The 14,024-nt window shown below is 73.3% G+C and carries 12 protein-coding genes; 8 read left to right on the top strand and 4 right to left on the bottom strand.

Annotated elements, in window-relative coordinates; all coding sequences use genetic code 11:
- Positions 1-44 precede the first annotated feature (44 nt).
- Both selD and ACQP1S_RS08210 read left to right on the top strand, forming a co-directional pair.
- Positions 45-1,034, top strand: coding sequence for a selenide, water dikinase SelD (selD, locus tag ACQP1S_RS08205; RefSeq protein WP_432904818.1), 990 nt, complete (start codon positions 45-47; stop codon positions 1,032-1,034).
- 203 nt (positions 1,035-1,237) lie between these two features.
- A complete protein-coding gene (locus ACQP1S_RS08210) occupies positions 1,238-1,717 on the top strand; it encodes a hypothetical protein (RefSeq protein WP_363666791.1) in 480 nt (159 codons plus the stop codon).
- A gap of 165 nt (positions 1,718-1,882) precedes the next feature.
- On the opposite strand, the gene ACQP1S_RS08215 is transcribed toward ACQP1S_RS08210, so the two are convergent.
- Complete coding sequence (locus tag ACQP1S_RS08215) at positions 1,883-2,110, bottom strand: DUF2277 family protein (protein WP_091249519.1); 228 nt, start codon at positions 2,108-2,110, stop codon at positions 1,883-1,885.
- 66 nt (positions 2,111-2,176) lie between these two features.
- On the opposite strand from ACQP1S_RS08215, the gene miaB reads away from it, so the two are divergent.
- Positions 2,177-3,700 carry a tRNA (N6-isopentenyl adenosine(37)-C2)-methylthiotransferase MiaB gene (gene miaB / locus ACQP1S_RS08220; protein WP_432904822.1) on the top strand — a complete coding sequence of 508 codons (1,524 nt, stop codon included), beginning with the start codon at positions 2,177-2,179 and terminating at the stop codon, positions 3,698-3,700.
- 184 nt (positions 3,701-3,884) lie between these two features.
- On the opposite strand, the gene ACQP1S_RS08225 is transcribed toward miaB, so the two are convergent.
- Together ACQP1S_RS08225 and ACQP1S_RS08230 are read right to left on the bottom strand one after the other, a co-directional pair.
- Complete coding sequence (locus ACQP1S_RS08225; protein ID WP_432904825.1) at positions 3,885-5,555, bottom strand: cellulase family glycosylhydrolase; 1,671 nt, start codon at positions 5,553-5,555, stop codon at positions 3,885-3,887.
- Between the two features lie 461 nt (positions 5,556-6,016).
- Positions 6,017-7,228, bottom strand: a complete 1,212-nt coding sequence (locus ACQP1S_RS08230) for a DUF349 domain-containing protein (protein WP_432904828.1) — start codon at positions 7,226-7,228, stop codon at positions 6,017-6,019.
- Between the two features lie 253 nt (positions 7,229-7,481).
- Between ACQP1S_RS08230 and ACQP1S_RS08235 the strand changes: the two genes are divergently transcribed.
- The 4 genes from ACQP1S_RS08235 to dapF all read left to right on the top strand — a co-directional run bounded on the left by ACQP1S_RS08235 (position 7,482) and on the right by dapF (position 10,676).
- On the top strand, positions 7,482-7,931 hold the full coding sequence (locus ACQP1S_RS08235; protein ID WP_432904831.1) for a hypothetical protein: 450 nt from the start codon (positions 7,482-7,484) through the stop codon (positions 7,929-7,931).
- 156 nt (positions 7,932-8,087) lie between these two features.
- Complete coding sequence (locus ACQP1S_RS08240; RefSeq protein WP_432904834.1) at positions 8,088-8,912, top strand: hypothetical protein; 825 nt, start codon at positions 8,088-8,090, stop codon at positions 8,910-8,912.
- On the top strand, positions 8,888-9,820 hold the full coding sequence (gene miaA / locus ACQP1S_RS08245; protein WP_432904836.1) for a tRNA (adenosine(37)-N6)-dimethylallyltransferase MiaA: 933 nt from the start codon (positions 8,888-8,890) through the stop codon (positions 9,818-9,820). The genes ACQP1S_RS08240 and miaA overlap by 25 nt, the downstream gene beginning before the upstream one ends.
- A gap of 7 nt (positions 9,821-9,827) precedes the next feature.
- Complete coding sequence (dapF, locus tag ACQP1S_RS08250) at positions 9,828-10,676, top strand: diaminopimelate epimerase (RefSeq protein ID WP_432904839.1); 849 nt, start codon at positions 9,828-9,830, stop codon at positions 10,674-10,676.
- Positions 10,677-10,917: 241 nt separating this feature from the next.
- Here the strand turns inward: dapF and ACQP1S_RS08255 are convergent, their stop codons facing one another.
- Entirely contained in the window at positions 10,918-12,390 is a 1,473-nt protein-coding gene (locus ACQP1S_RS08255; RefSeq protein ID WP_432904842.1) for an NAD-dependent malic enzyme, read from the bottom strand.
- Positions 12,391-12,565: 175 nt separating this feature from the next.
- On the opposite strand from ACQP1S_RS08255, the gene hflX reads away from it, so the two are divergent.
- Positions 12,566-14,017, top strand: coding sequence for a GTPase HflX (hflX, locus tag ACQP1S_RS08260; protein WP_432904845.1), 1,452 nt, complete (start codon positions 12,566-12,568; stop codon positions 14,015-14,017).
- Positions 14,018-14,024: the final 7 nt, after the last annotated feature.

Here is a 14,024-nt window from a genome sequence, read left to right on the forward strand (position 1 = left end):
CCTGTCGGGTGGCGGGTGGGCCGGGTGACGGAGATCATGGGGGGATGACCGACCGGGTCCGCCTGACCGAGCACGCGCGTGGTGGCGGCTGCGCCTGCAAGATCCCACCGGGGGAGCTGGAGGCGATGGTCGCCGGTCTCGGCCCGGCCACCGGCACCGCCGAGTTGCTGGTCGGCCTGGACCACGGCGACGACGCCGCGGTGGTCCGGCTGGACGAGCGGACCGGCCTGGTCACCACCGCCGACTTCTTCACCCCGGTCGTCGACGACGCCTACGACTGGGGGCGGATCGCCGCCGCCAACGCCCTCTCCGACGTGTACGCCATGGGCGGTACCCCGCTGGTCGCCCTGAACCTGCTCTGCTGGCCCCGGGACACGCTGCCGCTGGAGCTGGCCCGGGAGGTGCTGCGCGGCGGTCAGGACGTGGCCCGGGAGGCCGGCTGCCACCTGGCCGGCGGGCACAGCGTGGACGACGACGGCCCCAAGTACGGGCTGGCGGTGACCGGCCTGGTGCGTCCCGAGGAATTGATCACCCTGGACGGCGGCCGGGCCGGGCTGCCGCTGTCGCTGACCAAGCCACTCGGCGTCGGGGTGCTGAACACCCGGCACAAGGCCACCGGTGAGGTGTCCGCCGAGGCGGTGGCGTTGATGACCACCCTCAACCGGGACGCGGCCCGCGCCGCCGTCGCGGCCGGCATCCGCTGCGGCACCGACGTGACCGGCTTCGGACTGCTCGGGCACGCCTCGAAGCTGGCCCGGGCGAGCGGGCTCACGGTGGCGATCGACGCCGCCCGGGTGCCCTACCTGCCCGGTGCCCGGGCGGCGGTCCGGGACGGGTACGTCAGCGGTGGCACCCGCCGCAACCTGGACTGGGTGGCGCCGTGGACCGGGTTCGGGTCGACCGGTGAGGAGGATCGGCTGCTGCTGGCCGATGCGCAGACCTCCGGTGGGCTGCTGCTCGCCGGCGAGGTGCCCGGCGGCACGGTGATCGGCGAGTTGCTGCCCCGGGGCGAGTCGATGGTCGTCATCCGCTGACGCGCCGTCCGGCTGGCCAGCCGGGGGCACCGTACCCGATAAACTGTCATCTTCCCGCTACTCCGTGCAATGAGGTACTGGGAAATTTTGCCCGGAATGGTCACAGACCGGTAACTTGCCCCCGGCTGAGGTCAAATGCCCCCCACCATCGTGAGTAAGGCCCGATCCGGAGGCCGGTGGGACTAACGCAGCGAGGAGGCGGCATGACCGAGCTGTGGAACTGGAGAATCGACCGCGCCGCACCCGTGGAGGTGTACCCGGCCCTGGCCGAGGCGCTCGGTCGGGTGGTGATGCCCCTGGCCGTGGCCGATCCGGCCCGGCTGCCCACGTACGCGGTGATCTGCGACGTCTGGGAGGCCCCGGGGGAGTTCGGGACGATCGTCGACTGCTACGGCGTACCCGAGTCGCTGCACGAGCTGAGCGCGGTCGCCGCGCTGGCCCGGCTGCTCGACCGGGACTGCCTGCTGGCCGACGACACCCTCGACGCCGGCCGGCACCTGCTGGTCGCGCCGGGAGGCACGATCCGCCCGGTGCACTTCGCGGTGACCGAGACCGACGACGGTGAGGTGCTGTCCGCCCGCCGGCTCTGCACCCTGGCGCACCCGGGCTGTCGGGGCTGGTCGCGGTGCTGCCGCTCGCGTTGGGCACCCGACTCGGTCAACCCGGCCCTGGCCGCCGCCTGACCGACCCCGCCGGGCGACCCGCCCCGGGCCGTCCTGCGGGTTCGCCACCCGGACCCGCCGGGCGCGGCCGTCCGGCCCGCTGCGGCCCGTCCACGACCGGGTGGGCCAGGGCGCGGCCGGTGAGTCAGCCGGTGGCCCGTCCACGGCGGTGGTCCAGCGGGTGGGTCAGGGCGCGGCGGTGGGGCGGACGCCCCGGACCTGCAACTGGTCCAGCAGGGTCGCGGTGGCGGCGGTCACCGCGCTCACCGCCGCCTCGAACGCCGCCGCGTTGTGCGCGGCCGGGGCCCGGAAACCGGACACCTTCCGCACGTACTGCAACGCCGCCGCCTCGATGTCGGCCGGCGTGACCGTCGGGACGTACGGCTCACGCAGGGTCTTGATGCTCCGGCACATGGCTTCTCCTCGTGGGGGTCTTCCCGGTCGGCCCGGACCGGGCGGCCCGGATACGCTGTGCATGTCATGACTACCGCAGCCGTGGGCAGCCCGCGCACCTACCAGGTGCGCACGTACGGCTGCCAGATGAACGTGCACGACTCCGAGCGCATCTCCGGCCTGCTGGAACAGGCCGGTTACGTGCGGCTCGCCGAGGCCGACGACAACCCGGACGTGGTGGTGTTCAACACCTGTGCCGTCCGGGAGAACGCCGACAACCGGCTCTACGGCAACCTCGGTCACCTGCGCCCCGTGAAGGACAGGCACCCGGGGATGCAGATCGCCGTCGGTGGCTGCCTGGCCCAGAAGGACCGCGGCGACATCGTCCGCAAGGCCCCCTGGGTGGACGTGGTGTTCGGCACCCACAACATCGGCTCCCTGCCGGTGCTGCTGGAACGGGCCCGGCACAACACCGCCGCCGAGGTGGAGATCCTCGAATCCCTCGACGTCTTCCCGTCCACCCTGCCGGCCCGGCGCGAGTCGACGTACGCCGGCTGGGTGTCGATCTCGGTGGGCTGCAACAACACCTGCACGTTCTGCATCGTGCCCGCCCTGCGCGGCAAGGAGAAGGACCGCCGCCCCGGCGACGTCCTCGCCGAGGTGCGTGCCCTGGTCGCCGAGGGGGTGCTGGAGGTGACCCTGCTCGGCCAGAACGTCAACTCCTACGGCGTCGAGTTCGGCGACCGGTACGCCTTCGGCAAGCTGCTGCGCGCCTGCGGCGACATCGACGGGCTGGAGCGGGTCCGCTTCACCAGCCCGCACCCGAAGGACTTCACCGACGACGTGATCGCCGCGATGGCCGAGACCCCGAACGTCTGCCACTCGCTGCACATGCCGTTGCAGTCCGGCTCCGACGACGTGCTCAAGGCGATGCGCCGGTCCTACCGGTCCGAGCGCTACCTGGGGATCATCGACAAGGTCCGGGCGGCGATGCCGGACGCGGCGATCACCACCGACATCATCGTGGGTTTCCCCGGCGAGACCGAGGCCGACTTCCAGCACACGCTGGACGTGGTGCGCGCGGCCCGGTTCTCCTCGGCGTTCACCTTCCAATACTCCAAGCGCCCGGGCACCCCGGCCGCCACCATGCCCGACCAACTGCCCAAGCAGGTGGTGCAGGAGCGTTACGAGCGGCTGATCGCCACGGTCGAGGAGATCACCTGGGCGGAGAACAAGCGCCTGGTCGGCGAGACCGTCGAGGTGCTGGTCGCCGTCGGCGAGGGCCGCAAGGACGAGCGCACCGGCCGGCTCTCCGGCCGGGCCCGCGACGGCCGCCTGGTGCACTTCGCCACCGGCGCGACCGGCCAGCCCGGCGCGAGCAGTCAGCCCGGCGCGATCCGGCCGGGGGACATCGTGCACACCACCATCACGTACGCCGCCCCGCACCACCTCAACGCCGACGGCGCCCCGCTGGCGCACCGGCGCACCCGGGCCGGTGACGCCGCCGAGGCGGGCCGCGCCGCGCGTACCCCCGGGGTGGTGCTCGGGTTGCCCACGGTCGGTGTGCCGGCCGCGCCGCCCGCGCCGACGACCGGCTGCGCCGCGCACTGACCCGTCGGGTCCGGTGGCGGCCCGATCCCGGTGGCGGCCCCTGCCCGGGGCGGGCCGACCCCGGCCGGGACCCGCGAGCGGCGGACCCCGACCGGTGCGCGGGCGGTGATCCGGCAGGCGGGTCGCCGGCCGACGGGCAACGTCGACCGGCGACCCGCCGGTGGGCACTACGGACGGTCTCGGCTCAGCAGGCGGTGCCCTGGAGCTTCACCGTGGCCGGGGCGACGGCCGTACCGTTGGCGGTGAAGCCCACGGTGACCGACGCGCCCGCCGCCAGGGACGGCGCGTAGCTCGGCCCGGCGGCGGTCACCGTCGTGCCGGACTGGGTGACGGTGGCGTTCCAACCGCTGACCAGGGTGACCCCGGCCGGCCAGGCCCAGGTCACCGACCAGGGGTTGGCCGCCGACGAACTGGTGTTCTTCACCGTCAGCTCGCCCTGGAAACCACCCTGCCACGCGCTGACCTGCTTGTAGGTGGCGGTGCAGCCACCGGTCGGCGGGGGCGTGGTGGTCGGCGGCGGCGGGGTGGTGGTCGGCGGCGGGGTGGTGGTCGGCGGCGGCGTCGTCGGGCCGGTGGTGGTCGGCGTCGGCGTCGGGGTGCCGGTCGGGTCGGTCCCGCCACCCACCGGCGCGATCAGGTACGGCTGGAGGATCGCCTGCTTGGCGGTGTTGATGTTGGTCCAGTCGTCCAGCGCGATGCCCCCGGTGTCACCCGAGTTCGGGTTCCACGACCAGTAGGTGAAGGACATCCCGTTGACCCCGGTGCCGGTGTAGGCCATCAACTTCTCCAGCCACACCTTGTCCCGGGGGTCGGCCAGGGTGCTGCCGAACTCACCCATCATGATCGGGGCGATGTTCTGCTTGTAGAGGTAACCCCAGTACCTGTCCCAGATCGCCGGCAGGTTCGCCGGGTAGTCGGCGGCCTTGAACCAGTTCTGCTCGTAGACGCTGGTGGCGTACTCGTGCGGCGAGTAGACCAGCCGGTTCGCCACGTTCAGCCGGACCGGGAACTGCCCGGCCTTGGACAGGTTGCCACCCCACCAGCCGCAGTCCTCGTCGTTGCTGGGGTCGTTGTCCCAGACGTTCGACAGGCCGCCGCTGGGGCAGCTCACCCCCTCCACGAAGATCAGCCAGTTCGGCTGCACGCCGAGGATGGCGTTGCCGGCCCGCTCGGCGGCGAGCCGCCAGTCCCGGGCGGTGTCGCCGCAGCCCCAGCAGGCGCCGGTGGCGGCCGGGTTGGTGCCCTCGGCGTGCGGCTCGTTGTGCAGGTCCGCGCCGATCACCGTGGTGTTGCCGGCGTACCGCTGGGCCAGCATCTTCCAGTCGGCGAGCCAGGTCGCCTCGGAGACCGTCGGGGTGTACCAGAGCGGCGACTGTCCGGCCGCCGTCGGCCGGTGCCGGTCCAGGATGACCCGCATGCCCTTGCTGCCGGCGTAGGCGATCACCTTGTCCAGGATCTGCAACGGCGAGAGCCCGACCAGGTCCGGGTTGACGAAGTCGTTGATCCCGCTGGCCGTCGCGCCCGGCTTCACCGAGTCGTTCGAGTACGGGACGCGCAGCGTGTTGTAGCCCAGGCTGGCCATCTTGTCGAGCTGCCCGCGCCACGGGTTGTTCGACCACAGGCCGTGGAACGTCCGGTTGTCGGTCTCCATGCCGAACCAGTTGATGCCGGTCAGCCGTACCGTCGCGCCGGTGGCGTCGACGATCTTGTTGCCGTTCGTGTGCAGGTAGCCGGTGCCGGTGCCGCCGACTGCGGCGGCGGCCGGCGTGGTGCTGATGGCCGTGGCGACGAGCACGCCGGCCGCGGCGGTGGCGAGCGCGGTGAGCGCAGCGCCGATGATGCGGGGTCGGTACATACGGGCTCCACTTCGAATGCCCGGTGTCGCGACGGCGACGCGGGGCGGGAAAACCAGGGATTCACCGGCCGCCGCCCGCCCGTCCCGCTCCTGCGGGGGTACGCGGACAGTGCGCGGCACGCCGGGTCACGTGGACGCGGCCACTCGCTGCGGTGCACCGGCGACTCCCGACGACGGTGTCCGTCGTCGGTGCCCTCGCGCCGGTGGGATCGACCTGGCTCTGCCGCTCATTCTGATCAGCCGGCCTCGATGCGTCAACCGCTGGCCCCGCGCCCGCCCCCGCGCCCCTCCCGCCGACCCGTCGGCCGGTCCCCGCGACCGTCTCGCCGATCTGTCAGTGGGTTCCGGCGACCACGGGTACGCGTGAGCCCCCGGTCCCAGACGGGACCGGGGGCTCACGGATCGGCTCTGCTCAGCCGGCGGCCTGCTCAGCCGGCGGCCTGCTCAGCCGGCGGCTCTGCTCAGCCGGCGGCCTGCTCGGCGAGCTGGAGGAACTGCCGCTTGGAGGCGAGCGCCTGCTCGGCCTCCTTGACCCGACGGGCGTCCCCGGCGGCCTGGGCCCGGGCGAGCCGCTCCTCGGCCTCGGCGACCTGCGCCCGCATCTGCGCGAGCAGCGGGTTGTCCTCCTTGGTGGTCCGCCGCCAAGCGGAGTCCATCACCTCGCGGACCTTGTCGTCGATCGCCCGCAGTCGCCGCTCCAGGCTGGTGGCCGCCTCCCGGGGCACCCGGCCGGCCTCGTGCCACTGGGCCTGGATGTCCCGCAGCTTGGCCTGCGCACCCTTCGGGTCACCGTCGACGTCCAACGCCTCGGCCTCGACCAGCAGCGCCTGCTTGCGCTCCAGGTTGGCCCGCTGCTCGTTGTCCCGGGCCGAGAAGACCTCGCTGCGCCGGGTGAAGAAGGCGTCCTGCGCGGCGCGGAACCGTTCCCAGAGCTTCTGCTCCGACTCCTTGGAGGCGCGCGGGGCGGCCTTCCACTGGTTCATCAGCTCCTTGAGCTGGTTGGCGGTGGCCGCCCAGTCGGTGGAGTCGGAGAGCTTCTCGGCCTCGGCGACCAGCTCCTCCTTGGCCGTGTGCGCCTGCTTGCGCTGCTGGTCGAGGGAGGCGAAGTGGGCGCCCCGACGCCGGGTGAAGCCGTCCCGGGCGGCGGCGAACCGCTTCCACAGTTCACCGTCGGCCTTCTTGTCGACCCCCCGGATGGTCTTCCACTCGTCGAGGATCTCCTTGAGCCGGTCACCGGCGGTCTTCCAGCCGGTCGACTCGGCGGCCAGCTTCTCGGCCTCCTCGACCAGGGCGGTCTTGCGGGCGAGCGCCTCACCCCGGGCAGCCTCCCGGGCGGCGCGGGCCTCGCCGGCCTTCTCCTCGGCGACGACGGCGAGCTTGTCCAGGCGCGCGGCGAGGGCGTCGATGTCCCCGACGACGTGCGCCTCGGCCAGCGAGCCACGGATCCGCCGGACCGTGCTCAGCGAACCACCCGCGTCGGCGGCGCCGGAGTTGAGCCGGGCCTCGGTCAGGTCCACCTCGGTGACCAGGTCGGCGAAGCGGCGGGCGAAGTGGGCCAGCCCCTCTTCGGGGGCCCCCGCCTGCCAGGATCCGACCACCCGCTCGCCCTCGCTGGTCTTCACGTACACGGTGCCGTCCGCGTCCACCCGTCCGAAGGCAGTCCAGTCGCTCATGTGCACATCCTCGTTCTCCCGGCGTCGACAGGAAACCCCCCGCGATCGCCGCCACGGCGCAGCCAACTTGCTCCCGGCATTGTCACAGGTCCGCCCCCGTCCGCGTCGAGCGCCTGTCTCTGACCGTGACCATACGGTGTCCTAGCACCCACACACAGACTCCGTGGGGGGAGTGTCGCAATTCGCCGTACGCTGTACCGTACGACGTACGAGATGCTGCCGCCCGATCGACGGGCGGGCGAGGAGGAGCAGGATGACCCAGTCCCAGACCCGGATGACGCCCCCGGCCGACCCCGGTTTCGTGCCCGACGCGGCCGATCTCGCCGAGTTGGACGAGTGGTTCCGCCACTACGACGCCCTGGCCGAGGCGGGTGACGTCGCCGGCACCGCCGAGTTGGCGATGTTCCCGCTGAACACGGCCACCGACGACGCGGCGGGTGAGGGCTCCGCCCGTCAGCTCGACCGGGCGGCATACCTGGAGATGATGGGCGGCGTGCTCGGTGGCGGTGGCGACCTGCGGATGGAGAGCCGCCGCACGCCGTACTTCCTCACCCGGAGCCTGGCCGTGGTGCTCACCGAGGCCGAGTTCACCCTCGACGGCGCACGCCAGCGGGTGCGCTACGCCGACCTGCTGGTCCGCACCGGTGGGCAGTGGCGGTTCCAGACCATGGTCCAGGGCGGCTGGGGCGGCCAACCGGGCTGATTCCGTGCATCGGGGTTGCCGGCCGGGACGGTCCGGTGGCGGGCTGCCGAACGGGTCGGTTCGGGCGTCGGGCTGCCGACCGGGTCGGTCCGGTGGCGGGCTGCCGCAACGGTGGGGCAGGCGGGGCGGTCGGGGCCGGGCCGCTAACGTTGCCTGGTGCCCCTGGTCGCCGCCGCCGTCTGCCCACATCCGCCGCTGATCGTGCCCGAGCTGGCCGGGGCCGCCGCGCCCGAGCTGGCGGAACTCCGCGCCGCCTGTGCCGCCGCGGTCACCGCCCTCTACGCCGCCGGGGCGGCCACCGTCGTGCTGGTCGGCTCCGGTGGGCACACCGCCGAACTGGACCTGCCCCGGCAGGGCAGCTTCGCCCCCTGGGGATTGCCCCTGGCGGTGCGCCTCGGCGGGGGGTCGACCCGTACCGACCCCGGCGGCGGCGACGATCTGCTGCCGCTGAGTCTGCTGGTCGGGGCCTGGCTGGTCGACCGGGTCGCCCCCCCGACGCCGACGGCTTGGCGGATGGTGAGCGTCGGGCCCGACGAGCCGGTCGACCGGTGTGCCGCCCTCGGGGCCGGACTCGGGGTGGACGGGCCGTGGGCCCTGCTGGTGCTGGGCGACGGCTCGTCCTGCCACGGCCCGAAGGCGCCCGGCTACGACGACCCGCGCGCCGGGGCGTACGACGAGGGGGTGGCCCGGGCCCTGGCCGACGCGGACGCCGACGCGCTGCTCGGCCTGGACCCGGCGGTCTCGGCGCAGCTGGGGGCCGCCGGCCGGCCCGCCTGGCAGGTGCTGGCCGGTGCGGTCCGCGCGGCCGGCGGCGACTGGCGCGGCGAACTGCGCCACCACTCGCATCCCTACGGGGTGGGCTACCTGGTGGCCTCGTGGTCCCGGCCGACGCAGGCGGGACCGGGCGAGGACCATGCGGACGCGACGGTGCCGGTTGCCGTCGGACCGGGCGGGGCATGGACCGGCGGGCCGGCGCGGTGAGCGGCACGGTCGTGGCCGTGGTCGGGCCGACCGCGGCGGGCAAGTCGGCGCTGAGCATCGCCCTGGCGCACGCCCTGGGTGGTGAGGTGGTCAACGCCGACTCGATGCAGCTCTACCGGGGCATGAACATCGGCACCGCCAAGCTCACCCCGGCCGAGCGGGACGGGGTGCCGCACCACCTGCTGGACATCTGGCCGGTCACCGCGCCGGCCAGCGTCGCCGAATACCAGCCGCTGGCCCGCGCGGCGGTCGACGACATCCTGGCCCGGCGGCGGGTGCCGCTGCTGGTCGGCGGCTCCGGCCTGTATGTGCGGGCGGTGCTGGAGCAGTTCGAGTTCCCCGGCACCGACCCGGTGGTACGCGGACGGCTGGAGGCGGAGCTGGCGCACCTCGGTCCGGCCCCGCTGTACGCCCGGCTGGCCGAGGCGGACCCGGTCGCGGCGGCCGGCATCCTGCCCGGCAACGGTCGACGCATCGTCCGGGCCCTGGAGGTGATCGCGCTGACCGGGGCCCCGTTCACCGCCTCGCTGCCCGACCCGACCCCGTACTATCCGGCGGTGCAGCTCGGGGTGGACCTGGACACCGCGCTGCTGGACGAGCGGATCGCGCTGCGGGTCGACCGGATGTGGGCCGACGGGCTGGTCGCCGAGGTCCGCGCGCTGTGCGGGCACGGCCTGGCCGGGGGACGGACGGCCAGCCGGGCGCTCGGCTACCAGCAGGTGCTGCGGTTCCTGGCCGGGGAGACCGACGAGGCGCAGGCCCGCGACGAGACGGTCCGGGCCACCCGGCGGTTCGTCCGACGGCAACGCTCCTGGTTCCGCCGGGACCAGCGGATCCACTGGCTGGACCCCACGTCGCCGACGTTTGTCGACACTGCGCTGCGGGTGGTCGCCGCGCATCGGCAATGATGGGGGCGTGGAGTTCACCAAGGGTCACGGCACCGGCAACGACTTCGTCATCCTGCCCGACCCGGACGGCGCCCTCGACCTGACACCCGACCTGGTCGCCGGGATCTGCGACCGACGACGCGGCCTCGGCGGCGACGGCGTGCTGCGGGTGGTGCGCGCCGCGAAGCACCCCGACGGGGTGGCACTCGCCGATACGGCCGAGTGGTTCATGGACTACTGGAACGCCGACGGCTCGTTCGCCGAGATGTGCGGCAACGGGGCCCGGGTCTTCGTCCGCTACCTGCTCGCGACCGGGCTGGCCACCGCGACCGACGGCACCCTGCCGGTGGCCACCCGCGCCGGCCTGGTGCGGGCCCGGGTCGACGGCGACACCATCGCCGTCGAGATGCGCCGCCCCCGGCTGTACGACACGTCGCATGCCACCCTGGGCGGGCTCACCCTGCCCGGCACGGCGGTGGACGTCGGCAACCCGCACCTGGTCTGCGCCCTACCGGCCGGCATCGACCTGGCCGAGCTGGACCTGACCCGCGCGCCCGACTTCGACCCCCGGGTCTTCCCGCACGGGGTGAACGTCGAGTTCACCACCCCCGGCGGCCCGCTGGACGGCTCCGACGGCCACGTGCTGATGCGGGTCTACGAGCGCGGCTCGGCGGAAACCCTCTCCTGCGGCACCGGCGCCTGCGCGGTCGCCGCGGTGGCCCTGCGCGACGCCGCCCGGGACACCGGCACGATCACGGTCGACGTCCCCGGTGGCCGCCTCACCATCACCGTCACCGAAGACTCCTGCTGGCTGGCCGGCCCCGCCGTCCTCACCGCCACCGGCACTCTGACCCCCACTGCCCTACACCCGCGATAACCCATCCCTGCCGGCTCGCCTTTGCCTTGCCGGGTGCCCTGCTCGCCCCTGCCCGGGTGGGTCCTGGCCGTCATGATCGACTCCTGTGGGTCGATGTAGCGGTATCGCCGGTACTGCGATACCGCTACATCGGCCCCATTGAGTGGCTCAAATGGGTGCCGGACCGACAGGTGGCCGGCGTGTCTGGTGCGTCAGAGGGTGAGTCGGACCGGCCGGGTGGCCCGCTCCCACCTCATCACTGTCAGGGGGTGGCGCTGGCGGTGGCGGCTACCTCGGGGAGGTCGGCGGGGCCGGGGTCGGCGGCCGGGGGTGGCGTCGCCGCCGGGTTCTGGGCGGCGGCGCGGACGGCGGCGGCGACCGCCGGGGCGACCCGGGAGTCGAAGACGCTCGGCACGATCACCGTCGGGTTGATCTTGTCTTCGCCGACCACGTCGGCGATGGCGCGGGCCGCCGCGATCGCCATCTCCTCGGTGAACTCCTCGGCGTGCGCGTCGAGCATGCCCCGGAACACCCCGGGGAAGGCGAGCACGTTGTTGATCTGGTTCGGCTGGTCGGAGCGGCCGGTGGCGACGATCGCGGCGTGCTTGCGGGCCTCCCGGGGGTCGACCTCCGGATCGGGGTTGGCCAGCGCGAAGACGATCGCGTCCTTGGCCATGGTGGCGACGTCGTCGCCGGTGAGCAGGTTGGGGGCGCTCACCCCGATGAAGACGTCCGCGCCCAGGACCGCGCCGGCCAGGTCACCGGAGTAGTTGTCCCGGTTGGTGTTCTCGGCCAGCCACTGCCAGGCCGGGTTGAGCCCGGTCAGCCCACGGTGCAGGGCGCCCTGCCGGTCGTACGCGATGATGTCGCCGACGCCCTGGCGCAGCAGCAGCTTCATGATCGCGGTGCCGGCCGCGCCGGCCCCGGAGACGACCACCCGGACGTCCGCGAGCTGCTTGCCCACCACGCGCAGCGCGTTGGTCAGCGCGGCCAGCACGCAGATCGCGGTGCCGTGCTGATCGTCGTGGAAGACCGGGATGTCCAGGAGCTCCCGCAGCCGGGCCTCGATCTCGAAGCAGCGCGGCGCGGCGATGTCCTCCAGGTTGATCCCGCCGTACGCGGGGGCGATGGCCTTGACGATCGCCACGATCTCGTCGGTGTCCTGGGTGTCCAGCACCACCGGCCAGGCGTCCACCCCGCCGAAGCGCTTGAACAGCGCCGCCTTGCCCTCCATCACCGGCAGCGACGCCGCCGGGCCGAGGTTGCCCAGGCCGAGCACGGCCGAGCCGTCGCTGACCACGGCGACCGTGTTGCGCTTGATGGTCAGCCGCCGGGCGTCCGCCGGGTTCTCCGCGATCGCCATGCAGACCCGGGCCACCCCCGGGGTGTACGCCCGGGACAGCTCGTCGCGGTTGCGCAGCGCCACCTTCGAGGTGACCTCGATCTTGCCGCCCAGGTGCAGCAGGAACGTGCGGTCGGAGACCTTGCGCACGTCCACCCCGTCGAGCGCGGTGAGCGCCTCGACGACCTGGTCGGCGTGGCCGGCGTCGGCGGTGTCGCAGGTGAGGTCGACGATCACGTTGGTCGGGTCGGAGTCGACCACGTCCAGCGCGGTGACGATCGCGCCGGCCTCGCCGACCGACGTGGTCAGCCGGCCGATCGAGGAGGCGTCCGCGGGGACCGCGATCCGGATCGTGATCGAGAATCCGGCACTCGGCAGTCTGGTGATGGCCACGGAAATACCTCCGTCGTCGCTGGCGGCTCGTCAGCATTTCTACTCGCCCACCGGGCCACGGCGGCAGCCGCCCCCGCGTTCGGCGACCTGCACCACGGGCATATAGCGGTCGCGTTCCGCGTTGACCCGTGTCAGGATTACTCGGTACATGCACAGAACGGACAGGAGACGCAGCTTGCGAGACCAGGAGACCCACACCCCCTTCTCGGACGACGACCTCGACGCCACGACCGGTGAGTACGAGCTGTCGGAGCGGCAGGCGTTGCGGCGGGTCCCCGGCCTCTCCACCGAGCTGACCGACGTCACCGAGGTCGAATACCGCCAGCTCCGGCTGGAGCGGGTCGTCCTCGTCGGGGTCTGGACCGAGGGCAGCCAGCGCGACGCCGACAACTCGCTGACCGAGCTGGCGGCGCTGGCCGAGACGGCCGGTTCCCAGGTGCTCGAAGGGCTGATCCAGCGCCGCAGCCGCCCCGATCCGGCGACCTACGTCGGCCGGGGCAAGGTCGACGACCTCAGCGCGGCGGTGCTCTCCACCGGGGCCGACACGGTGATCTGCGACGGTGAGCTGTCCCCGTCCCAGCTGCGCAACCTGGAGCAGCGCACCAAGGTCAAGGTGGTCGACCGCACCGCGCTGATCCTCGACATCTTCGCCCAGCACGCCAAGAGCAAAGAGGGCAAGGCGCAGGTCGAGCTGGCCCAGCTCGAATACCTGCTGCCCCGGTTGCGGGGTTGGGGCGAGTCGCTCTCCCGGCAGAGCGGTGGCTCCGGGCGCGGCGGCGGCGCCGGCGGCGGCGTGGGCCTGCGTGGCCCCGGTGAGACCAAGCTGGAGACCGACCGGCGGCGCATCCGGCACCGCATCGCCCGGCTGCGCCGGGAGATCAAGGCCATGAAGACGGTACGCCAGACCAAGCGCGCCCGCCGGTCCCGTAACGCCGTGCCCGCGGTCGCCATCGCCGGTTACACCAACGCCGGCAAGTCGAGCCTGCTCAACCGGCTCACCGGCGCGGGCGTGCTGGTGGAGAACGCGCTCTTCGCCACCCTGGACCCGACCACCCGCCGGGCGACCACCGCGGACGGGCGGCTCTACACGCTGTCCGACACGGTCGGCTTCGTCCGGCACCTGCCGCACCAGATCGTCGAGGCGTTCCGCTCGACGCTGGAGGAGGTCGCCGAGGCCGATCTGGTGGTGCACGTGGTCGACGGCACCCACCCCGATCCGGAGGAGCAGGTCCGCGCGGTGCGTGAGGTGCTCTCCGAGGTCGGCGCGGACCGGCTGCCCGAGCTGCTGGTGGTCAACAAGACCGACGCCGCCGACGAGGAGACCCTGCTGCGGCTCAAGCGGCTCTGGCCCGACGCGGTCTTCGTCTCCGCGCACAGTGGGCGTGGTCTCGACGGGCTGCGCGAGGTGATCGAGCAGCGGCTGCCCCGCCCCGCCGTCGAGGTCCGCGCGGTCCTGCCGTACGACCGGGGTGACCTGGTCGCCCGGCTGCACCGGCAGGGCGAGGTGCTCAGCACCTCCCACCTGCCGGAGGGCACGCTGCTGCACGTCCGGGTGGGGGAGGCGCTCGCCGCCGAGTTGACGCCGTTCGTGGCGGCGGGTGACCCGGCGGTAGCCGGTAGTCGGTGAGCGCTGC

This window comes from Micromonospora matsumotoense (assembly GCF_050951065.1).
Lineage (GTDB): Bacteria > Actinomycetota > Actinomycetes > Mycobacteriales > Micromonosporaceae > Micromonospora > Micromonospora matsumotoensis.

Coding starts and splice junctions, on each gene's coding strand:
- ACQP1S_RS08235 (WP_432904831.1), top strand. CDS start 7,482: ATGACCCAGTCCCAGACCCGGATGACGCCCCCGGCCGACCCCGGTTTC.
- miaA (WP_432904836.1), top strand. CDS start 8,888: ATGGACCGGCGGGCCGGCGCGGTGAGCGGCACGGTCGTGGCCGTGGTC.
- ACQP1S_RS08225 (WP_432904825.1), bottom strand. CDS start 5,555: ATGTACCGACCCCGCATCATCGGCGCTGCGCTCACCGCGCTCGCCACC.
- ACQP1S_RS08215 (WP_091249519.1), bottom strand. CDS start 2,110: ATGTGCCGGAGCATCAAGACCCTGCGTGAGCCGTACGTCCCGACGGTC.
- selD (WP_432904818.1), top strand. CDS start 45: ATGACCGACCGGGTCCGCCTGACCGAGCACGCGCGTGGTGGCGGCTGC.
- ACQP1S_RS08230 (WP_432904828.1), bottom strand. CDS start 7,228: ATGAGCGACTGGACTGCCTTCGGACGGGTGGACGCGGACGGCACCGTG.
- miaB (WP_432904822.1), top strand. CDS start 2,177: ATGACTACCGCAGCCGTGGGCAGCCCGCGCACCTACCAGGTGCGCACG.
- ACQP1S_RS08210 (WP_363666791.1), top strand. CDS start 1,238: ATGACCGAGCTGTGGAACTGGAGAATCGACCGCGCCGCACCCGTGGAG.